Annotated in this window: 16 protein-coding genes; 6 read left to right on the top strand and 10 right to left on the bottom strand. The window is 63.0% G+C overall.

What is annotated here, in order from left to right; all coding sequences use genetic code 11:
* Nucleotides 1–91: 91 nt before the first annotated feature.
* Nucleotides 92–475, bottom strand: a complete 384-nt coding sequence (locus tag VB618_RS19460) for a VanZ family protein (protein WP_329798410.1) — start codon at nt 473–475, stop codon at nt 92–94.
* A 391-nt stretch (nt 476–866) separates the two neighbouring features.
* Here VB618_RS19460 and rimO point away from each other — a divergent pair, with 391 nt between their 5' ends.
* Nucleotides 867–2,183: a 30S ribosomal protein S12 methylthiotransferase RimO gene (gene rimO, locus VB618_RS19465; RefSeq protein ID WP_329798411.1), complete on the top strand. Its 1,317-nt coding sequence runs from the start codon at nt 867–869 to the stop codon at nt 2,181–2,183.
* 171 nt (nt 2,184–2,354) lie between these two features.
* Here rimO and VB618_RS19470 read toward each other — a convergent pair whose 3' ends face one another.
* From VB618_RS19470 to VB618_RS19485, 4 genes are all read right to left on the bottom strand, one after another.
* Nucleotides 2,355–3,437: a BMP family ABC transporter substrate-binding protein gene (locus tag VB618_RS19470; protein ID WP_329798412.1), complete on the bottom strand. Its 1,083-nt coding sequence runs from the start codon at nt 3,435–3,437 to the stop codon at nt 2,355–2,357.
* A gap of 102 nt (nt 3,438–3,539) precedes the next feature.
* The gene (locus VB618_RS19475) at nt 3,540–4,457 is read right to left on the bottom strand and encodes an ABC transporter permease (RefSeq protein WP_329798413.1); all 918 of its coding nucleotides are present in this window, start codon (nt 4,455–4,457) and stop codon (nt 3,540–3,542) included.
* On the bottom strand, nt 4,454–5,530 hold the full coding sequence (locus VB618_RS19480; RefSeq protein WP_329798414.1) for an ABC transporter permease: 1,077 nt from the start codon (nt 5,528–5,530) through the stop codon (nt 4,454–4,456). Before VB618_RS19480 ends, VB618_RS19475 begins: the two co-directional genes overlap by 4 nt.
* A complete protein-coding gene (locus VB618_RS19485; RefSeq protein ID WP_329798415.1) occupies nt 5,520–7,067 on the bottom strand; it encodes an ABC transporter ATP-binding protein in 1,548 nt (515 codons plus the stop codon). Before VB618_RS19485 ends, VB618_RS19480 begins: the two co-directional genes overlap by 11 nt.
* Before the next feature lie 204 nt (nt 7,068–7,271).
* Between VB618_RS19485 and VB618_RS19490 the strand changes: the two genes are divergently transcribed.
* Nucleotides 7,272–8,480: a UbiH/UbiF family hydroxylase gene (locus tag VB618_RS19490; protein ID WP_329798416.1), complete on the top strand. Its 1,209-nt coding sequence runs from the start codon at nt 7,272–7,274 to the stop codon at nt 8,478–8,480.
* Here the strand turns inward: VB618_RS19490 and VB618_RS19495 are convergent.
* On the bottom strand, nt 8,477–9,448 hold the full coding sequence (locus VB618_RS19495) for an AEC family transporter (RefSeq protein WP_329798417.1): 972 nt from the start codon (nt 9,446–9,448) through the stop codon (nt 8,477–8,479). The two genes, VB618_RS19490 and VB618_RS19495, sit on opposite strands and share 4 nt — an antisense overlap.
* 211 nt (nt 9,449–9,659) lie before the next feature.
* Between VB618_RS19495 and hspQ the strand changes: the two genes are divergently transcribed.
* Nucleotides 9,660–9,989 carry a heat shock protein HspQ gene (hspQ, locus tag VB618_RS19500; protein ID WP_329798418.1) on the top strand — a complete coding sequence of 110 codons (330 nt, stop codon included), beginning with the start codon at nt 9,660–9,662 and terminating at the stop codon, nt 9,987–9,989.
* 70 nt (nt 9,990–10,059) lie between these two features.
* On the opposite strand, the gene VB618_RS19505 is transcribed toward hspQ, so the two are convergent.
* Complete coding sequence (locus VB618_RS19505; RefSeq protein WP_329798419.1) at nt 10,060–10,929, bottom strand: invasion associated locus B family protein; 870 nt, start codon at nt 10,927–10,929, stop codon at nt 10,060–10,062.
* 213 nt (nt 10,930–11,142) lie between these two features.
* On the opposite strand from VB618_RS19505, the gene VB618_RS19510 reads away from it, so the two are divergent.
* Both VB618_RS19510 and VB618_RS19515 read left to right on the top strand, forming a co-directional pair.
* On the top strand, nt 11,143–12,951 hold the full coding sequence (locus VB618_RS19510) for an extracellular solute-binding protein (protein ID WP_329798420.1): 1,809 nt from the start codon (nt 11,143–11,145) through the stop codon (nt 12,949–12,951).
* 127 nt (nt 12,952–13,078) lie between these two features.
* Nucleotides 13,079–13,423: a hypothetical protein gene (locus VB618_RS19515; protein WP_329798421.1), complete on the top strand. Its 345-nt coding sequence runs from the start codon at nt 13,079–13,081 to the stop codon at nt 13,421–13,423.
* Here the strand turns inward: VB618_RS19515 and VB618_RS19520 are convergent.
* The 3 genes from VB618_RS19520 to VB618_RS19530 form a co-directional block, all read right to left on the bottom strand.
* Nucleotides 13,420–14,295, bottom strand: a complete 876-nt coding sequence (locus tag VB618_RS19520) for a serine hydrolase domain-containing protein (RefSeq protein WP_329798422.1) — start codon at nt 14,293–14,295, stop codon at nt 13,420–13,422. The genes VB618_RS19515 and VB618_RS19520 overlap by 4 nt on opposite strands.
* Nucleotides 14,295–17,816, bottom strand: a complete 3,522-nt coding sequence (gene mfd / locus VB618_RS19525) for a transcription-repair coupling factor (protein WP_329798423.1) — start codon at nt 17,814–17,816, stop codon at nt 14,295–14,297. The genes VB618_RS19520 and mfd overlap by 1 nt, the downstream gene beginning before the upstream one ends.
* A gap of 77 nt (nt 17,817–17,893) precedes the next feature.
* Nucleotides 17,894–18,190: an FAD assembly factor SdhE gene (locus VB618_RS19530; RefSeq protein ID WP_329798424.1), complete on the bottom strand. Its 297-nt coding sequence runs from the start codon at nt 18,188–18,190 to the stop codon at nt 17,894–17,896.
* Between the two features lie 89 nt (nt 18,191–18,279).
* Here VB618_RS19530 and recG point away from each other — a divergent pair, with 89 nt between their 5' ends.
* On the top strand, nt 18,280–20,397 hold the full coding sequence (gene recG, locus VB618_RS19535; protein ID WP_329798425.1) for an ATP-dependent DNA helicase RecG: 2,118 nt from the start codon (nt 18,280–18,282) through the stop codon (nt 20,395–20,397).
* The last annotated feature ends 697 nt before the right edge of the window (nt 20,398–21,094 follow it).

A 21,094-nucleotide genomic window follows, 5' to 3' on the forward strand; every position in this document is an offset into this window, starting at 1 on the left:
AGGCTCATAACCTGAAGGTCACAGGTTCAAATCCTGTCCCCGCAACCAAACACTCAAAAGCCCCCGCACGTGATAAACGGCGGGGGCTTTTTTATTGCTTGCTACGCAATGGACGAACGTTGCAGCGGGCAATGAGTGACGCTACCACAACACCAAAAATCGCCCCTGTTGCGCTAAACCAAACATCGAGGAGGCGAACCGATCGTCCTGGCGAGAAAACCTGGAGAGCTTCAAGAAGGCCGGCAATCGCCACGAGCGTTCCTGCAACGAAGAACCGCTTCTGCGGATAGCTAATGCTAAATAGTACAGCTGCAAAGAAGTACGCGAAGAAGTGCTCAAGCTCGTCCGGAGCACCGGTCCTGATCTCAAGTTCATTCGGCAGCAAGGAGAGAAAGGCAAGTAAGATCGCGCAGGACCATGATACAACTCGCGCGATACGGTGGTTTGACTGATGAGAGAGGGCAAAGAGACGCATAGTTCCTCTGGCTCCTTGGCTCCGAAGGCCTTAGCGAAAAAGTCAGACCCAGGGCATTCACAATTATTCGAGCACCCACTTCACCTGCGATGCCGAACATAGGTTAGCTTGCGTCAAGGCTGCATCAGCCCCGGATGTTGTAAAGCCAGATCCAGTGTTGTAAAGACACGCACACATGACTTCAGGCGCATTTTCCCAGGCTTTTGGAATGCTTGCGCGAAGGACCAAATCGATTCAGGAGAATTCATACGGGTCTGTGCGAGACTTCGCCTGACCTGCAAAGTGTTCCTGCCTCCGATAAAACAGGTTCCCCGCCCGCACTCGCATAGAAGCGGTCTTAGGCGGGTGCCGTCATAGATGTCAGTTTCGTTTTTGAGAGTGGATTTGGCGGATGAATGCTCCCGCGCCCAAAGTCTCGTTCGTATCCCTAGGCTGCCCAAAGGCCTTGGTCGATTCAGAGCGCATCATCACCCAGCTTCGCGCCCAGGGTTACCAGCTGACCAAGGAGCATGACGGGGCCGACGTGGTCATCGTCAACACCTGCGGTTTCCTCGACAGCGCCAAGGCCGAGTCCCTGGAGGCCATCGGCGAGGCCATGGCGGAAAACGGCAAGGTCATTGTGACTGGCTGCATGGGCGCTGAGCCCGAGCAGATCCGCGACCGGTTCCCCAATGTGCTGGCCATCACCGGTCCTCAGGCCTATGAGTCTGTGGTCTCTGCAGTCCATCAGGTTGTGCCGCCGGCTCATGATCCCTTCGTTGATCTCGTGCCGCCCCAGGGCGTGAAGCTGACGCCGCGCCATTATGCCTATCTGAAGATTTCGGAGGGCTGCAACAACCGCTGCTCCTTCTGCATCATCCCGAAGCTGCGCGGCGACCTCGTCAGCCGCCCGATCGGCGATGTGCTGCGCGAGGCCGAGAAGCTCGCGAAGGCCGGGGTCAAGGAACTCCTGGTGATCTCTCAGGACACCAGCGCCTACGGCCTCGACATCAAGTACCAGCCGAGCCTGTGGAAGGACCGGGAGGTCCGCACTCGCTTCTTCGAGCTCGCCAAGGAGCTCGGCGAACTCGGCATGTGGGTGCGCATGCACTACGTCTACCCCTACCCCCATGTGGACGAGGTCATCCCGCTGATGGCTGAGGGGAAGATTCTTCCCTACCTCGATATCCCCTTCCAGCACGCCTCCCCGCGCGTCCTGAAGTCCATGCGCCGCCCCGGCAACCAGGAGAAGACCCTGGAGCGTATCCATAAATGGCGCGAGATCTGCCCTGACTTGGCCATCCGCTCGACCTTCATCGTCGGCTTCCCCGGCGAGACGGAAGAGGATGTGGACTTCCTCATGCAATGGCTGAAGGAAGCTAAGATCGACCGCGCCGGCTGCTTCCAGTACGAGCCGGTTCAGGGCGCTCCCGCCAACGACATCGCCGGTGCCGCTCCGGCCGAGGTGAAGGAGGAGCGCTGGCACCGCTTCATGCAGACCCAGCAGAAGGTCAGCGCCAAGATCCTCAAGAGCAAGGTCGGCAAGACGCTCCCGGTCATCATCGACGAGCCCGGCGCTACGGTAGCCACCGGACGCACGCAATACGATGCCCCGGAGATCGACGGCGTCGTCTATGTGGCCTCGCGTCAGGCGCTCAAGCCGGGCGAGATCGTGAACGTGATGATCGAGGCTTCAGACGAGTACGACCTGCACGGAACGGTGGCCTGACCGCCCTGCCCCTTCATTCATTTTCAACCTGAGCGCCGCTGGTGACCCAAACACCGGTGGCGCTCATGTCGTTTTGAGCCCTGATAAGCAGATCCGTTCGTGTCATAGAGGCTACAATAAAAAGGGCAGCCGGTCTCTCGGCTGCCCCGTTCTGCTGAAATCTGCTGAAGGTTATTGCGGGATCTTGTCCTCGACGCCCTTCACGTAGAAGTTCATGCCGAGCACCTGCTCGTCCGAGAGGGCACCCTGGCCCTTGCACTCGATCTCTTTGCCGTCCTGACCCATGATCGGGCACTTGAAGGCATTGAGCTTGCCGGAGCGGATGGCGGCCTCGGTCTCCTGGGCCAGCTTCTTCACGTCGTCGGGCATGTTCTTGTAGGGCGTCATCACGACCATGTTGGACGCGAGACCGCCCCAGACGTCCTCCGACTTCCAGGTGCCGTCGAGAACGGCCTTGGCGCGGGCGACGTAGTAGTCGGACCAGTTGTCCACGATGGCCGTGAGTTGGGCCTTGGGAGCGAAGCGCTCCATGTCGGACGCCTGGCCGAAGCCGAACTTGCCGCGCTGCTCGGCGGCCTGGATCGGGGCCGGGCTGTCCGTGTGCTGGGCCAGCATGTCGACGCCCTGATCGAGGAGCGCCTTGGCCGCATCACCTTCCTTAGCGGGATCGTACCAGGTGTTGGCGAACACGATCTTGATCTTGACGCTCGGGTTTGCCGACTGGGCGCCAAGGTAGAAGGCATTGATGCCGGCGATCACTTCCGGGATCGGGAAAGCGCCCACATAGCCGATGGTGCCAGACTTGGTCATCTTGCCGGCGATCTGGCCGATGATGTAGCGGCCCTCGTGGAACTTTGCCGCATAGGTCGAGAGGTTCGGGTTACGCTTGAAGCCGGTGGCGTGCTCGAACTTGATGTTCGGATATTTCTTCGCGACCTTCAGGGTCGGCTCCATAAAGCCGAAGGAGGTCGTGAAAATGAGGTCATGACCGGTGCGGGCCAGCTGCTCGATGGCACGTTCGGAATCGGCCTCCGGTACGCTCTCCACGAAGGTGGTCGTCACCTTGCCTGGAAAAGCCTTCTCAATAGCCTGGCGACCTACATCGTGCTGGTAGCTCCAGCCGTGGTCGCCCACTGGGCCTACATAGATGAAGCCGATTTTGATCTTGTCCTTCGGCTGGGCGATTGCTCCCGTGGCCGATAAAGCCAGGACCGTTGCCCCTGCCAAGGCTCCAAAGACTTTCCCTGAAAACATGCTCGTTCCCTCGAGTTTAGATTTCCACCATTCCGTGGCAGGTCTGAAGCGTTCTGGCAAGAATTCCTCTGCCTACACTTTGGTCAGACTAACACACTTCGCTCATCGGTCAGGCACGAAGGGCGCACCCAAGGATCCGGGTGCTCCAATGGCCCGCCCATGTCGGATTGAGAGGAGTAGAAGAGCCAGGATTGTTGCCACATATGGCACCGCCGACAGCACCTGCGACGGCACCCCGAACTGGGCCGCCTGGGCATGAAGCTGCAGCACCGTGGCAGCACCGAAGATATAAGCCCCGACCAGCACCCAGCCCGGCCGCCACGCCGCGAAGACGACCAGCGCCAGGGCGATCCAGCCACGTCCAGCTGTCATGCCGGGCGACCAGAAACGGGTATAGACGAGGGCGAGATAGGCTCCGGCCAGACCGGAGCAGGCACCGCCGAACAGGATCGCCCAGAAGCGCACCCGCCAGACCGGCAAGCCCAGCGCATTGGCTGAGGTATGGTTCTCGCCGATGGAGCGCAGGGTAAGGCCCGAACGAGTTCGCATGAGGTAGAGACCCACCAGGATCGTCAGCACGATCGAGGCATAGACGAAAAGGTCCTGCTCAAAGAACAGGCGGCCGATGACGGGGATATCGCTCAAGCCTGGGATATCGACCGGCGCGATGGGATCGCGCCTTGCGCCGACGAACGGAGCGCCGATAAGGCCGGACAGGCCGAGCCCCAGGATGGTGAGAGCAAGTCCCGAGCCGGTCTGGTTTGCGGCAAAGCCCAGGACAAGCAGCGCGAAGAGCGCCGCCATCAGGGTTCCCGCCAGCATGCCGGCGGCCACACCCAAAAAGGTGGAGTCGAACGTGACAGCAGCAGCGAAGCTGCAGGCGGCCCCCATCGCCATCATGCCTTCGACGCCCAGGTTGAGAACGCCGGAGCGCTCTGTCACGAGTTCGCCGAGGGACGCAATCAGCAGCGGCGTGGAGGCGGTGACGATGGTGAGGAGAATGGCCTCGAATATGGTCACTTGCCCCCTCCCCTTGCTGCAAAACGAATCCGGTAGCTGACCATGGCGTCGGCCGCGAGCACGCACATGAGCAGAATGCCCTGGAATGCCTGAGTGAGGTCGAGCGGCAGCTTCAGCAGGATCTGAGCGCTCTCGCCCCCGATGAAGGTGAGTGCGACGACAAGCGAAGCGACCAGGATTCCGATAGGGTTGAGGCGTCCCAGGAAGGCAACTGTGATGGCCGTGAAGCCATAGCCCGGAGAGATTGAAGGCTGGAGCTGACCGATCTGCCCCGAGACTTCGGAGATGCCCGCCAGTCCAGCCAAGCCGCCTGAAATCGCGAAGACGGCCAGCGTCGTTGCCTTGGAGCTGAAGCCCGCAAAGCGGGCTGCACGAGGAGCATCTCCGGTAAGCTTAAGACGGTAACCAAACAGGGTTCGGCCAAGGACCACGGCTGTGACCAGGACGGCAATGGCTGCGAAGACAGCGCCATAATGCACACGGCCGGATTCCAGGATTGGCGGCAGGGTAGCGGCGGGATCGAAAGTGACGGATTGCGGGAAGTTGAAGCCCTTCGGGTCGCGCCAGGGGCCGCGCACCAGATAATCCAGGATCAGCTGCGCCACATAGACCAGCATGAGGCTGGTCAGGATCTCGTTCACGCCGAAGCGGGTTTTCAGGAAGGCCGGGATCAAGCCCCAGAGGGCGCCGCCAATGATACCGAGCACCAGCATGAGCGGCAGAACCCAGAAGCCGGCGTCCGTGCCATTGGTTCTCAGCGCGAGCCAACTGCCGAGCACGGCGCCGATCACATACTGCCCCTCCGCGCCGATGTTCCAGAGATTGGCGCGGAAGCAGTAGGCGAGGCCGATGGCGATGAGCGCCATCGGGGTTGCCTTAACGAGAAGCTCCTGCAGGGACCAGGGATCGCTCAAGGGCTGGAGGACATAGACATCGAAGGCCGCGATAGGCGAGCGTCCCATGAGCCAGATCACGAAGCCCGCGATCAGGAAGGCCGTAATGAAGGCCGCGACCGATGCAAAGACGCGCATCATTGTGGAAGCGTTGGTGCGAGGCGTCAGCTCAAACCGCATGGACGCCTCCCTGCCCTTGAGCAACGCCGAGCATTTCGAGCCCCACGGCCTCCTTGGTCCATTCTCCGATGGGCCTCAGCGAGCTCAAAGTGCCCTGGTGGATCACGGCCATCCGGTCTGCCACCTCGAACAGTTCATCGAGATCCTGGCTGACGATCACCACAGCGCTGCCCTCCCGCGCCAGATCGACCAGAGCCTGACGGATGAGGCGGGCCGCGCCCGCATCGACGCCCCAGGTCGGCTGATCCACGATGAGGAGCTTCGGCCTGCGGATAATCTCGCGCCCGATGACGAATTTCTGGAGATTGCCGCCGGAGAGCTTGCGCGCCTGCGGGTCTCCTTCAGGCGTGCGCACGTCGAAGCTCTGGACGATCGAGCGGGCCACCCGTTTAGCGGCGTTCATCAGGATGAAGCCCGAACGGCTCACTTCAGCAGACGCATGAGAGATCAGGGTGTTCTCGCTCAGGCGATGGGTCGGGGCAGCCGAATGGCCCAGCCGCTCCTCCGGCACGAAGGCTGCGCCGAGACGTCTTCGCGCATCGATGCCCATTGTGCCTGATGGCTTGCCGTTGATCGCGATGGCCTCAGCACGGTCAGCAAGGCGCTCGCCCGACAATGCGGCGAAGAGTTCGCTCTGACCGTTGCCTGCGACTCCAGCGATGCCGACGACTTCTCCGGCCCGCGCCACGAGGTTGATGTCGCGCAGGGCCTGCCCGTGAAGGCCGGCCGGCGGCATGGACAGGTGCGAGACCCGGAGCGTCTCCCCTTGTGGATGATGCGGTGCGTCGGTGCGGATCTCGCCCACTGCGGTGCCGACCATCAAGGCCGCGATCTCCCGGGCGCTGCTCGCCCGCGGATCGATGGTCGCCACCACCCGCCCTGCCCGCAGGATCGTGGCGCGGCGGCAGAGGCGGCGCACCTCCTCCAGCTTGTGGGAGATGTAGAGGATCGAGCAGCCCTCGGCCGAGAGCCTGTCGAGGGTCGTGAAGAGGTGCTCGGCTTCCTGCGGTGTGAGCACGGAGGTCGGCTCATCGAGAATGAGCAGGCGTGGATTCTGAAGCAGGCACCGGACGATCTCGATGCGCTGCCGCTCGCCGGCGGAGAGAGTCCACACGGCGCGATCCGCATCGAGGGCCAGCCCATAGGTCTGGCTGATCTCGGCCAGCTTGTCCCGAACGGTGGAGAGGCTCCATTCGTGCGAGAGCGCCACCGCAATATTCTCGGCCACGCTCAATTCGTCGAACAGGGAGAAATGCTGGAACACCATGCCGAGGCCGAGAGCCCGAGCTTCGACCGGCGAGCCGATGGTGACGGGGTGGCCTTCCCAGCGGATCTCGCCTGCGCTCGGCTCGATCACGCCGTAGAGGATCTTGACCAGGGTCGACTTCCCTGCCCCGTTCTCACCCAGAAGCGCGTGAATCTCACCCGCCTCGATCGACAGATCGATCCCGTCATTCGCGAGAAGATCGCCGTAGCGCTTGGTGATCCCTTTAAGTTCGACGAGGGGCGTTCCCGAGGGTGGTACGTCTGCCTTCACACAAGCGTCTCTGACTTAAAGGTTGAAGCCGGGTCGGAATCTGCACATGAATGACGGCCTGTACGGAACCTGGCAAGCGCCGTACCGGTTCGTCACTCCCTTGTAGGAAGATCATAGGGATGCGGCGCACCGGTCGGCAATGGCGAATCCATGGTTTATTGTGAGTCCGCTCCCCGTCCACAAAAATGGTGAAGAGGCAGGCCTTTGACTGAGAGCACCTATAATATCGCCGTGGTCGGTGCCGGAGCCGTAGGCCTGAGCGCTGCCCTGGCTTTTGCCCGCGATGGCTTCAGGACCGTTCTGGTCGGAGGGCTCGATACGCGCCGGGATGGCCGCACTGTCGCCCTTCTCAACGGCTCTGTCCGATTTCTGGAGGCGCTCGGCGCCTGGCCCCTGATCGTCAGGGAGGCCGCACCGCTCGAGACCATGCGGATCGTCGACGACACCGGCAGTCTGTTCCGTCCCCCTCCGGCTTCGTTCCGGGCGGGGGAGATCGGGCTGGATGCCTTTGGCTGGAACGTCGAGAACGCCACCCTGGTCGATAAGCTGGCCGAGGCAGCGCGGGCTTGCGAAAACCTCACCCTCGTGCCTGAACTCGCAGCCGGGTTTGGCGCGGATGAGACGGGAGCCACCCTGAGGCTGGTCGAGGGCGGCACCATCAAGGCGAGCCTTGTCGTTGCCGCAGACGGGCGTAATTCCAAGCTGCGCCAGGTTGCCGGAATTGGCACCCAGACGTGGTCCTATCCGCAATCGGCCGTTACCGTGATCCTGGCCCATGACCGGGACCATCGGGAGACCTCGACAGAGTTTCACACCCGTCACGGGCCGTTCACCTTGGTCCCCCTGCCCGGCCGGCGCTCAAGCCTCGTCTGGGTGACGAACAAGGCCGAGGCGGAGCGCCTTTCCGGGCTCGACGACGCGGCTCTCGCGCTCGCGATCGAGCGGCAGGCCCAGTCCCATCTCGGCGCCATGCGCATCGACGGCCCGCGCGGGCTCGTTCCGATGACCGGCCTGTCGGTGAACCGCTACCAGGCCTCGCGTCTAGCCCTCGTGGGCGAAGCAGCCCACGTATTTCCACCCATAGGGGCGCAGGGTCTCAATCTCGGCTTCAGGGATGCAGCCTCCCTCAGGGACGCGGTTGTCGACGGACAGAACGAGGGCAGCGATCCAGGCGCTGAGGAAGCCCTGGTCCGGTACCAGCGCAGCCGCGATCTCGACGTCCGCCTGCGAACGGCGGCGGTGGACGGGCTCAACCGCACCCTCCTCACCGGTATGATGCCGACGGACTTCCTCCGCGGCGCCGGCCTGCTGGCGCTGAGCAATATCGGGCCTTTGCGCCGGATTATCATGCGTGAGGGGGTGCTCCCGCAGATGGGCGCGCCGCGCCTGATGCAGGGCGCCTCGCCACTTTAAGGGAAGAGGTCGTACGGCACGGCGCCGGTCTTCGTGGTGATGTAGAGGATGCCGGTCAGGGTCAGCATCGAGACCAGCGTGCCGATGAGCACGCACGCCGAGGCGCGCTCCACGCCGACATTGTACTGGGTCGAGATCACGAAGATGTTCAGGGCCGGCGGCAGCGCCGCCATGATGACCGCCGCATAGGTCCAGGCGGGCCCGAAATCGCCTAGGGCCGAAAGCACCACCCAGACGAGAAGCGGGTGGAGGATCAGCTTGATGAACACCAGAACCGGCACCTCCCCTGGCATCTCTCTGAGAGGCCTCAGGGCCACGGTGACGCCGAGGATGAACAGGGCGCAGGGTGCGGCGGCGCCCGAGAGCCAAGTGACGATCTGGTCAGCGGCCTGCGGCAACCGGAGATGCAGGTAGCTCGCGGCGACACCGATGGCGGTCGCCACATTGAACGGGTGGGTCACGACCCGCCAGACGATCCTGCGGATCGTGGCCGACAGGCTCAGCTTCTCTACGCCGGCCAGCGACATGAGAAGCGGCACTACGGAGAATAGAAACAGGTTGTCGAAGACGAAGATCAGCACCACCGGGGCGCTGGCGGAAGCACCGATCGCAGCTAAGATCAGCGGCGGCCCCATATAGCCGATATTGGAGTAGGACCCGGCCACACCCTGCATCACCGATTGCGGCAGGTCCCTGGTAAACCGCCAGCCGGTCGCGAAGGAGAGCGCAAAGGCGCAGAAGGTCGAGAACGTGGTCGCCAGGATGAAGGGCCAGTTCGCTAACTCGTCCAGGGGCTTGTCGGCAATGAGGCGATAGAACAGGCAGGGCAGCGCCACATAGATCAGGAAGAACTGCATCCAGGCAAGACCGGCCTCCGGCTGCTTCACCACCTTGCCGCAGAAGAAGCCGAGTCCGATGAGGCCGAAGAAGGGGGCAAGCAGGTTGAACAGCCCGATCAGGTCGGACATGGGCGGCTCCAGGCATAGGGATATGGCAGGCGGAGGCGTGAGCACTCCTTCTGGCAAGGTTCCAATCTTGCGGCAATCCCGCCTTTCGGAAGGCTCATAGTCCCGAAATGCAACGCTCGCCGCCGGCGCCCCTCGCTCTCGGCCTTGTGACAGGCAGAGGATTTGGAGATTCCCCTGCAAATCTCTATATGTGGCTCAAGGAGTTAAGACCATGAAAGCGAGTTCAGCCAAATTCGCGATCGGCCAGGTGGTTCGACATCGGGTTTTTGACTTCAGGGGGCTGATTTTCGATGTCGACCCTGAATTTGACAACACGGAAGAATGGTGGCTTTCGATCCCTGAGGAAGTCCGTCCGCATAAGGACCAGCCCTTCTACCACCTCTTCGCCGAGAACGCGGAAACCGAATACATCGCCTATGTGTCCGAGCAGAACCTTCTGCCCGATGATTCAGGTGAGCCGCTGCGCAATCCGATGATCCCGGAGATGTTCACGCGGCAGAAGAATGGCACCTACAGAGCCCACCCCATCCTCGCCAATTGAGAATGAGCGTATCAAAAGAAAACGCCGGGCCATGAGCCCGGCGTTTTTGTTTGCTGGAAGTCCGTCGGCCTTAGGGCTTGGGAGCTGCCTGGGCGGCCGGAGCGGCTGCACCCGGGACGGCAGGAGCCGCAGCGCCGGCGGCGCCGTTCAGCATCTTCTGGCGCATCTCTTCGCTCTTCTTCTGCAGTTCTTCCTGCAACTTCTTCTGCTGCTCTTCGAGCACCTTCGGGTCGATCGGAGGACCGTCGAAGGACTTGCCGAAGCCGGCAGCCGGAACGGCGAAGGTGATCTCGCGGCCCATCTGGTTCTGAACGCTGACGTTCAGGTTGGCGCCCTTCTTGAGAGAGGCAATGAAGTCGTCCTTCACGGCCGCCTCGGCGAAGCAGCCGTTGGGCAGGCACATGACGTAGCGGCCGGCGACTGCCTGGCCCTGATCGACCGTGAAGCGCAGGCCCGGCTGCAGGAGCAGGCCGAGGGGCATCACGAAACGGACGACCTTCTGCGGCTGCTGGCCCTTCACGTCATAGACGGCCAACGCCAGAACCGGCTGGCCCTGGTCCGACACAAAGTCGCGGGTGGTGTAGCAGATCTCGGTCTTGGTGTTCTGGTCAGTGCCGCAGACCTTGGTCCATTCGGGCTGGGACGGCTCGGCCTTCACCTGCACGACCGTGGGGCCGGCATTCTGCTGCTGTTGGGCACCCTGAGCCGGAGCTCCTGGAGCTGTAGGACGTGCCGGCTGAGTGGCAGGAGCCGCAGGAGGAGCGGCAGGGCGGGCCGGCTGGGCTGCCGGAGCCGCAGGGCGTTGGGCCGGAGCGGTCTGAGCTGGGGCGGTCTGGGCCGGAGCAGTCTGAGCCATAACGGGTGCGCTCACCAGAACGGCCAGAGCTGTTGCCAGGCCACGGCCCCCCCCCAGGCTCGCGAAGCGTGTCGCGAAAGACATATCGTTAGATCCTCTTCAGTCGAAAGATCGGCTTTCGAATTGGCCGTTGATCCGGCGCGTTCTTAACCTGTGATGACGTGGTCAAATCCTTGCCCAATGTGGCGAAGACAAGACGTGTGGCGCTCCTTTAACCTTTCGTGTGGTAGGTTTCCAGTCACCCAGGGCAAAATTCTGTACAACATTGCTCAGGTGGGAACCGGCATCGGGAGAGCCATGGGCCGCTGGCTTATATCAAATCTGCTGTTTTCGGCTGCTCTTACCCTCATGACATTCGGCGCCGCCGCTCAAGAGGCGCTGCCACTGCGGCATGGCATCGCGATGCACGGAGAGCCTGCGCTCGCGCCCGGCTCCGAGCACCTGCCCTATGCCAACCCTCAGGCCCCGAAAGGAGGGCGAATCACGCTGGCCCTGCAGGGCACCTTCGACAGCCTCAACCCCTTGATTGTCCTAGGTGTCGCGCCCGACGTGGTGCCCCGTTACGTCTTGCAGCCTCTCATGATGCGCTCCGCTGACGAGCCCTTCACGATTTATGGCCTGCTCGCCCGTGCCGTGGAGATGCCGGAGGAGCGGAACTTCATTACCTTCCATCTCGAACCCCGCGCTCGTTTCTCCGACGGCCATCCGCTCGCGGCCGAGGACGTGCGTTTCTCGTTCGAGATGTTGAAGAAGCACGGCAAGCCCTTCCACCGGTCGAGCTTCGGGCAGGTGAAGGCGGTCGAGATTCTGGACCCGCACCGCATCAGGTTTGACCTCTCAGGGTCCAATGACCGGGAACTGCCGCTCCTGATCGGCATGATGCCCGTGTTTCCGGCTCACGCGACCAATCCAGGCAGCTTCGACAAGACCAGTCTCACCCCGCCTATCGGCTCGGGACCTTATGTTCTTAGCGAGGTGAAGCCCGGAGAACGGGTGGTGCTGACCCGGCGCAAGGATTATTGGGGCGAGAGCCTGCCCATCACTCGCGGCCTCTATAACTTCGACGAGATACGCTACGATTTCTACCGCGACTCCAACACGTTGTTCGAGGCTTTTAAGGCAGGACTTTATGACTTCAGAATCGAGGGCGATCCTGGCCAATGGGCAACCGGCTACGACATCCCTGCCGTCCGAAGCGGGCGCGTTGCCCGCGAAACCATGACGACCCGGCTGCCCAAGGGCATGAACGGCTTCGTCTTCAACACCCGCAAGCCGCTCTTCGGCGATGTGCGGGTGCGTGAGGCGTTGAGCTACCTGTTCGACTTCGACTGGGTGAACCGCAATCTCTTCTTCGGCCAGCTCACCCGGTCCAACAGCTACTTCTCGGGCTCGGACCTCGCCTCCACGGGCCGCCCCGCCGACGAGGCCGAGCGGGCTCTGCTCGCCGCATTTCCTGGCACGGTGCGGGAGGACATTCTCGAGGGGCGATGGGAGCCCCCGGCCAGCGACGGCTCCGGTCGCGACCGGGATATGGCGCGCCAAGCCCTGACGCTGCTCTCCGAGGCGGGCTGGGTGCTGGGGAGCGATGTTCTACGCAAAAAGAGCACGGGCGAGCCCTTTGCCTTCGAACTGCTGGTTAATTCCCGCTCACAGGAGCGGCTTGCCCTGAACTTCTCCCAGTCCTTGAGCCGGATCGGCATTCAGGCGCGGGTGCGTCTCGTGGACGACGTGCAATATTGGCGGCGTTTGGCCCAGTTCGATTTCGACATGGTCCAGTGGCTCTGGCCCGCCTCCCTCTCTCCTGGGAACGAGCAGCGAAACCGCTGGGGCTCCACTGCGGCGCAAAGGAGCGGGTCCCATAACCACGCTGGGGTAGCCTCCCCGGCGATTGATCGACTTATCGACGCGCTGCTGGAAGCCAAGGGCCGGGAGGATTTCGTCTCGGCCGTGCGGGCCCTCGACCGTACCCTGCTGTCGGGCTTCTATGTGGTTCCGCTATTTTATCTGAAGGATCAATGGCTTGCCTACAGTCGTGATCTCGGGAAGCCTGCGACCGTGCCGCTTATGGGCACCAATGTCGACACCTGGTGGCGGCAGCCGCACTGATCTTTGGATCCGCCTGAGGCGCCTATTGTTGAGCTTCCATTCATGTAGATGATGAAACTAATGCCCTGCTTCGACGTTAGGTGAGTACCTCCTGTCCCACTGTCGCGTCTTACTGCAGGGTATCGTCATGAACGCAATGCCGAAGGTCCTCGTTGTCGATAGCGGCGAGCGCGCCCCCGATGGCGCTCTGTCCGTCGAACTGGCCGGCATGGGATATGCGAGCGTGACCACTCCCTTCGAGGCTGCCGACGACGTCTTGGCCCTGATTCCAAGCCCGGCCGCCGTGCTGTTGCAGATGCCTCGTCATGCCGATTGGGCGGAGCGCAAGCGCTTCCTCGACCTCGCCCGTCGGCTGCGCAAAAACCTGGGAGAAAGCGGAATTCCGGTGATCATCACGGGCGGGCTCAACGGAGCCGCCACGATGCTCCAGAACCAGCTCAGCGTCCACGCCGTCGCTGCGCCGGAGCTCTAGCCTTTCAGGAGCCGGAAGGCTCCTTCTTCCGTTTTCGCCTCATCCTCACTCGTCCTGAAAAAGGCGACTGTTCCCGATCCTGCACCGCCGAGGCTGCGATAGACCGCAATCGTGCTGCCCGGCCCTCCGCCCGTGTGTCCACCCACTTTCAGACCCGATGTCGTCTCGCCGGTCATGGTACCCAACCCATAACCGGGTTCCTGCCAGGGCCGCTCCGGCACAGGTCCCGGAAGCGCAAAAGGCGTGAGCATTTCCTGCAACAGCTCGGATGTCAGCAGGCTGCCTTCGAGCAGGCGGTCCAGCAGGAGCGCCGCATCCGAGACGGTTCCGACCAACAATCCATGATAGACCCAGCCTGGATGGTAGTCCTCCGCGCTGCCCATGGTGACATGGCTGAGATCCACCCGGTTCCTTGCGAGCCGCGCCGACTTAGTGTCAAGGGGCCTCAAGACGAGGCGCTGCAGGGCCGCGTTCAGGTCGAAACCGGTAATGGTCTCGATCAATTGGCCGACGACCAGATAACCAATATTGGAATAGTCCCACCCCTCGCCTGCCGGATAGCGGAGCCGCTCCGCATCGAGCTGGTTGAGGAGTTCCGGCACCGGCCAGGGATTGTCGCCGCGGCCGACGGCCTCGTGGTAGGCGCGAAGACCGCCGTAGTTCGCCAGCCCGGAGCGATGCTGGAGCAGGTGCCTAAGCGTACAAGGCCTGCCTTCGACCGGTTCATCCAATCCGATGAGGCCATCGCGAACGAGCACCAGGGCTGCGGCCGCGAGAACCGTCTTCGTGAAGCTCCACCAGGGCACAAGCCGGTTGGCATCGTGGCCGTCGACCACGGCGCCGTTTTTGACCAGCGCCCACGCTTCGACCATCAGGCGGCCTTCTTCTCCGCGATCCGGGCGAGGCTGCGCAGGATCGTGGTGGCCGCCTTGATACGCTCGTCCGGTGTCTCGATGTCACGAATGAACACGATCTTCATGTCGGGACGCACTTTTGCGAAGGAAGCCTGCTCCGTCACGTAGGAGATGAGGCCGGTCGGATTGGCGAAGGAATTGTCGCGGAAAGAGATGATGATGCCCTTGGGCCCGCCATCGACCTTCTCCACATTGGCCCGGCGGCAGAGCACCTTGATCGCCATGATCTTGAGAAGCTGGTCGACCTCCGACGGCACCGGCCCGAAACGGTCCACCATCTCCGCCCGGAAGGCGTCGATCTCCTGGTCCGTCTCGAAGGTCGAGAGCCGGCGATAGAGGCCGAGCCGCAGCTGGAGATCCGCGATGTAGCTCTCGGGAATCATGACCGGTGCACCGACCGCGATGGTGGGCGACCACTGGTCTTCAGTCGGCTCCTCGATGCCCGCCTTGAGCTGCGCCACCGCCTCCTCCAGCATCTGCTGGTAGAGCTCGTAGCCTACTTCCTTGATGTGGCCCGACTGCTCATCGCCGAGCAGGTTGCCCGCGCCGCGGATATCGAGGTCATGGGAGGCGAGCTGGAAGCCTGCTCCCAGGGTGTCGAGGGTTTGCAGCACCTTGAGGCGCCGCTCGGCCTGCACCGTCAGTGACTTGTTGGCCGGGACCGTGAACAGGGCATAGGCGCGGGTCTTGGAGCGCCCGACACGACCACGCAGCTGATAGAGCTGGGATAAGCCGAACATGTCGGCCCGGTGGACGATCAGCGTGTTGGCGGTCGGGATGTCGAGGCCCGATTCTACGATGGTTGTGGAGAGCAGGATGTCGTACTTGCCCTCATAGAAGGCCGTCATGACGTCCTCGAGCTGGCCTGCCGCCATCTGGCCGTGCGCCACCGCCACCTTGGCCTCCGGCACCTCCTTGTCCAGAAAGGCCTTGACCTCGCCGAGATCATCGAGGCGCGGCACCACATAGAACGCCTGCCCACCCCGGTAGCGCTCGCGCAGCAGCGCCTCGCGGACGAGGAGCGGGTCGAAGGGCGTGATGAAGGTGCGAACCGCCAGGCGGTCCACCGGCGGCGTCGTAATCAGCGACAGCTCGCGCACGCCGGTGAGCGCCAGCTGCAGTGTGCGCGGGATCGGTGTGGCCGAGAGGGTGAGCACATGCACCTCGGCACGCAGCTCCTTCAGGCGCTCCTTGTGGGTCACACCGAAATGCTGCTCCTCGTCGATGACGATGAGACCGAGATCCTTGAACTTGATGGCCTTGCCGAGGAGCGCATGGGTGCCGATGACGATGTCCACCGACCCGTCGCTCAGCCCTTCCTTGGTCTTCTTCATCTCGGCCGCGGGCACGAACCGGGAGGCCTGAGCCACGTTGAGCGGCAGGCCGCGGAAACGATCGCAAAAGGTGCGGTAATGCTGGCGCGAGAGGAGCGTCGTGGGCACGACAACCGCGACCTGTTTACCGCTCATGGCAGCCACGAAGGCGGCGCGCAGCGCCACCTCGGTCTTGCCGAAGCCGACATCGCCGCAGACGAGGCGATCCATGGGACGGCCGGAGCCCATGTCGTCCAGCACCGCCTCAATGGCGTTGATCTGGTCTTCGGTCTCGTCATAGGGGAAGCGGGCCGCGAACTCGTCGTAGATGCCTTCGGGAGGTGTCAGGCGCGGGGCGTCCTTGAGGATGCGGGCGGCTGCGATCTTCATGAGGGCACCGGCCATCTCGCGGATGCGCTGCTTCATCCGCGCCTTGCGGGCCTGCCAGGCTCCGCCGCCGAGCCTGTCGACCTGGACCTCCGTCTCCTCCGACCCGTAGCGGGTCAGAAGCTCGATGTTCTCCACCGGCAGGAATAGGCGGTCACCGCCGGCATAGTGCAGCTCAAGACAGTCGTGTGGTGCACCCGCCGCCTCGATGGTCTTCAGCCCTTCGAACCGCCCGATGCCGTGGTCCACGTGCACCACGAGGTCGCCCGGCGTCAGCGCGGCTACCTCGGTGAGGAAGTCCTGCGGCCGCTTGGATTTGCGCTTCTGACGCACCAGGCGGTCGCCGAGGATGTCCTGCTCGCTGATGACGGCGAGGTCGGCGGTCTCGAAGCCGGATTCAAGTGGCCAGATACCGACTGGGATTTCGTTGCGCGGGTAGGCCATCGCGTCCGAGAAGCGCGAGATCGGCTTCGTCTGGCGCAGGTCGTGGTCCTGCAGCACGTGACAGAGCCGTTCACGGGAGCCTTCGGACCAAGCGCCCAGCATCACACGCTTCTTGGTGGCCTGAAGGTCGCGGATATGGCCGATGACTGCCTCGAAAACATTGGCGTTCTCGTCGGCCCGCTCGGCGATGAAGCTGCGGCCCTGCCGCGCCTCGCAGTCGATCACCAAACGCCCGGAGGATTCCGGCACGGCGAATGGAGTGAGGCGCGCAAGCGGCAGAGCGGCGGTGCGCTCAGACCATTCTTCCGGCTTGAAGTAGAGCGCATCCGGTGGCAGCGGGCGATATGGCGCGACGCCCGGTTGGTTCTGGCCCATCCCCTCGTGCCGGGCATCGTAATAGTCCTTCACCTGGGCGAGGCGCTCAGCGGCCGCGTCGTCGGCCAGCACGTCGAACACCACCGGGATGCCGGGCAGGTAGTCGAACAGGGTGTCGAGACGGTCATGGAACAGCGGCATCCAGTGCTCAAGGCCGGGATAGCGCCGCCCCTCGCTGATCGCCTCATACAGCCGGTCGTCACGGGTAGGCGCGCCGAAGGCCGCCACATAGGCCTGCCGGAAGCGCTTGATGCTCTCGGTCGTCAGCTGCACCTCGCTCATGGGGACGAGGTCGAGGGAGCGCAGGGTGCCGATGGTGCGCTGGGTTTCCGGGTCGAATGCGCGGATCGATTCCAGCGCGTCGCCGAAGAAGTCGAGGCGGACCGGATTGGGAAGACCTGCTGGGAAAAGATCGATGATGCCGCCCCGGACGGCATATTCGCCCGTGTCGCGCACGGTGCCCGTACGCAGGAAGCCGTTGCTCTCCAGCCAGTTCACCAGTTGAGTGGTGTCCACTACGTTGCCGGGCGCCGCCGAGAACGTTTCAGCCGCGATGCGGGCCTTCGGCGGCACGCGCTGGACGAGGGCGTTCACCGTGGTCGAGAGAATGCGCGGCTTGTCTTCGGAGGTCTTGGAGCGTGCCAGGCGCGCCAGCGTTGTCATGCGCTGCGCGGTAATAGCCGCATTGGGCGAGACACGGTCATAGGGCTGGCAATCCCAGGCCGGGAAGGTCAGAATCTCGATCTCGGGTGCGATGAAGCCGAGGCTGCTGGCGAAGTTCTGCTGTCGCTGCCCGTCGCGGGCCACATGCACCAGCACGGCCGGCCCCTCGACCTGCCCCGAGAGGCCTCGCGCGAGATCGGCGACGGCCAGGGCATCAAAGCCGTCAGGCACGCCGGACAAGGTCAGGCTTTGGCCCTTTTTGAGGGCATCGAGGGCGCGGGTAAGGGCAGGCTTCATGGTGAAATATCAGGTCAGAGATCAAAGGGAACGCGGGCGATTCCGCCCGGTTCGGTCAGAAAAGCGCTGCCAAAACGTCAGCTGTGGATCGGCGACGTATGGGTGTGGAACGCCTTGAGGCGCTGGAACAGGGACGTATTGTAGTTCTGCGGTGTCTTGATCTCCCCGGTGATCCAGCCGAGAAGGTCGCGGTCGGTCACCTCGATCAGGCGTTCGAACTCGGCGAGATCCTCTTCCGAAAGTTCGCCGATCTCCGCGTCTGCGAACTGGCCCATGATCAGGTCCATCTCCCGCATGCCGCGATGCCAGGAACGGTACAGGATCTGCCTGCGGCGGGTGTCGAGGCCGGCGCTGCTGCGTGTCGTTCCGCTCATGGCGTTGCTCCGATCGATGAAAGATAACGTCGCCTCCGGGCGGCTTGGCCGCTATATAACCATCTCCCTCCCAGTTGCCACCCATTTGAATGTCATTGCGTCCTTCCATTCTCGACCCGCTCTTCGCCCCGGCCAACACCCTGCCCGGCGTCGGGCCGAAGATCGCCCCCCTCCTCGACCGCCTTCTCGGCGAGCCGGGCAAGCCCACGCGCGTCATGGATCTGCTGTTCCACGTGCCGACGAGCGGCATCTCCCGGGAGATGAAGGGGTCCGTGGCCGATGCTCCCATCGGTGAGCCTGTGACGATCTCCGTATCCGTTGTCGCCCACCGCCCGCCACCGCCGGGCCGGCGGGCGCCGTACCGGATCCTCGTGGAGGACGAGACCGGCGACGTGACCCTGATCTTCTTCAACGGCCAGAAGGCCCGTCTGGAAAAGATCCTGCCCGTGGGCGAGCGCCGCTATGTCTCCGGCAAGATCGAGCTCTGGGAGGGACGGCGCCAGATGGTGCATCCGGACCGGATTCTGGATGAGAAGAGCATCGAGAGCCTGCCGGCGGTCGAGGCCGTCTATGGCCTGACCGAGGGCCTCTCCTCGCGCATGGTGGGCAAGTACATCGGCGTTGCCCTCGATAAAGTCCCTGGGCTGCCGGAATGGCAGGATCCCGCCTGGCTCGATCGGAACGCCCTGCCCGACTTCCGTCAGGCGCTCTCTGCCCTTCACCGACCTGATAATGCGGCGCAGCTCTCCGAGGAGGCCATTGCCAAAGCCGCCCCGCGCCGACGCCTCGCCTACGATGAGTTGCTGGCGTCGCAGCTTGCCCTGGCGCTTGTGCGAAGCCGCATGCGGCGGTTGCCCGGCCGGGTGAATGCGGGCAACGGGCACTTGGTCGAGCGCCTGAGATCCGCCCTGCCCTTCGGTCTAACTGGATCGCAGGCAAAAGCCGTCGAGGATATCCGCCACGATCTCGTGTCCGACAAGAAGATGCTGCGGCTGCTCCAGGGCGATGTGGGTTCGGGCAAGACCGTGGTCGGCCTGCTCACCATGGCAAGTGCCATCGAGGCGGGCCGCCAGGCTGCCATGATGGCCCCGACGGAAATTCTCGCCCGCCAGCACTACGAGCGCCTCGCGCCCATGGCGGAACAGGCCGGGCTCACTATGGCTCTCCTGACAGGACGCGAGAAGGGCGTCGCACGCCGGACGATCCTTGCTGGGCTCGCTGACGGCAGCATCCAGATCGCGGTGGGCACGCACGCCCTATTTCAGGAAGGCGTGGCGTTCCAGGATCTCGGCGTTGCCGTGGTCGACGAGCAGCACCGCTTCGGCGTCCACCAGCGTCTGGCGCTTGGCTCCAAGGGCGAGGCCGTCGACATCCTCGTCATGACCGCGACTCCGATCCCGCGCACCCTGGCCCTCACCTATTTCGGTGACATGGACGTGTCGGTGCTGAGCGAGAAACCGGCAGGCCGCAAGCCCATCGCCACGAAGCTCATCGCCATTGACCGCCTCGACGAGGTTGTCGGGGGTATCGGGCGCGCCATCGCCAATGGCGACCAAATCTACTGGGTCTGCCCGCTCGTGGGTGAATCCGAATCTATCGACCTCGCGGCTGCCGAGGAGCGCTTCGAGATGCTGAAGGGCTTCTTCGGCGATCAGGTCGGCCTCGTGCACGGCAAGATGGCCGGCAAGGACAAGGACGCCGCCATGGAGCGGTTCTCCAGCGGCGGGACCAAAATCCTGGTTTCCACCACTGTCATCGAGGTCGGCGTCGACGTACCGAACGCCACCGTCATGGTCATCGAGCATGCGGAGCGCTTCGGTCTCGCACAGTTGCACCAGCTACGCGGGCGCATCGGCCGGGGCTCGAAATCCTCCACGTGTCTCCTGGTCTACAAGGGGCCGCTGGGTCAGGTGGCCCAAGCCCGGCTCGAGATGATGCGCCAGACGGAGGACGGCTTCCGCATCGCCGAGGAGGATCTGCGCCTGCGCGGCGAAGGCGAGGTGCTGGGCACGCGCCAGTCGGGCACGCCCGGCTTCAAGCTGGCTCGCCTCGAGGTGGATGGCGACCTTCTGGGAGCCGCCCGTGATGACGCCCGCCTGATCGTCGACCGCGACCCGGACCTCGTCAGCGAGCGCGGGCAGGCCCTGCGGGTGCTTCTCTACCTGTTCGAGCGCGATTCAGCGATCCGGCTGCTGAGGGCGGGGTAACCCCCGTATAGCATCCAGTGAATGCATACAGCCTCAGCTAAGATCGTTGATTGAAGGGGGATGTCTAGCAATCGGCAATGGAGTCCAAAGCTCGAGGTCTTGATGAAATGAAGCATTCTAGAAGATCAGGTCTTAGAGCATCGAATTCGATTGCTCTGCTGAATCCACCAAGTTTGAAACCCTATCCGCTTACCCTCTTGAATACCTCGTACGAGTAGATGCAGCCGGATCCCAGCAATCCTATTTTGCTCTTGTAAACAATCGATCTCAGACTGACGTTGCGACCGTGTTTGATGGATTCTGAATATAAGTCCCTTTGAAATTGAGGCTGTAGAATGCATTCCTAAAAACTACTATCTTTCTCGTTCGTTTAAGACTTTCATCTAAGAGAAAATACACAGTTGCTCCGGCAGGCATGGTCGTCGTCATAAAGGTCAGAAGCATGGGAAATCTCCTTATGGCGTTATTAATTTTGCGGCAGGGCAAGTATTGTCCTAGCCGCTTTCCTAGTCAGGGAACTGGCCAAGCCTGAGACAGTGAGCCGTAAGACTTCGGTGTAATGCCAGTCTTTAGCGCGATAGAAAGTTTCTTGATCAGGCGCCCTGGATGAATGCCGTAACGCTTTATCATCGTCTGCCGTATTCGCTGCGCTGCGCCTCGGCGAGCGCGCGCGGGCTGTATCTGCGCTGGTGGCGCT

Source organism: Microvirga sp. CF3062 (assembly GCF_036314045.1).
In the GTDB taxonomy this organism is placed as follows: domain Bacteria; phylum Pseudomonadota; class Alphaproteobacteria; order Rhizobiales; family Beijerinckiaceae; genus Microvirga.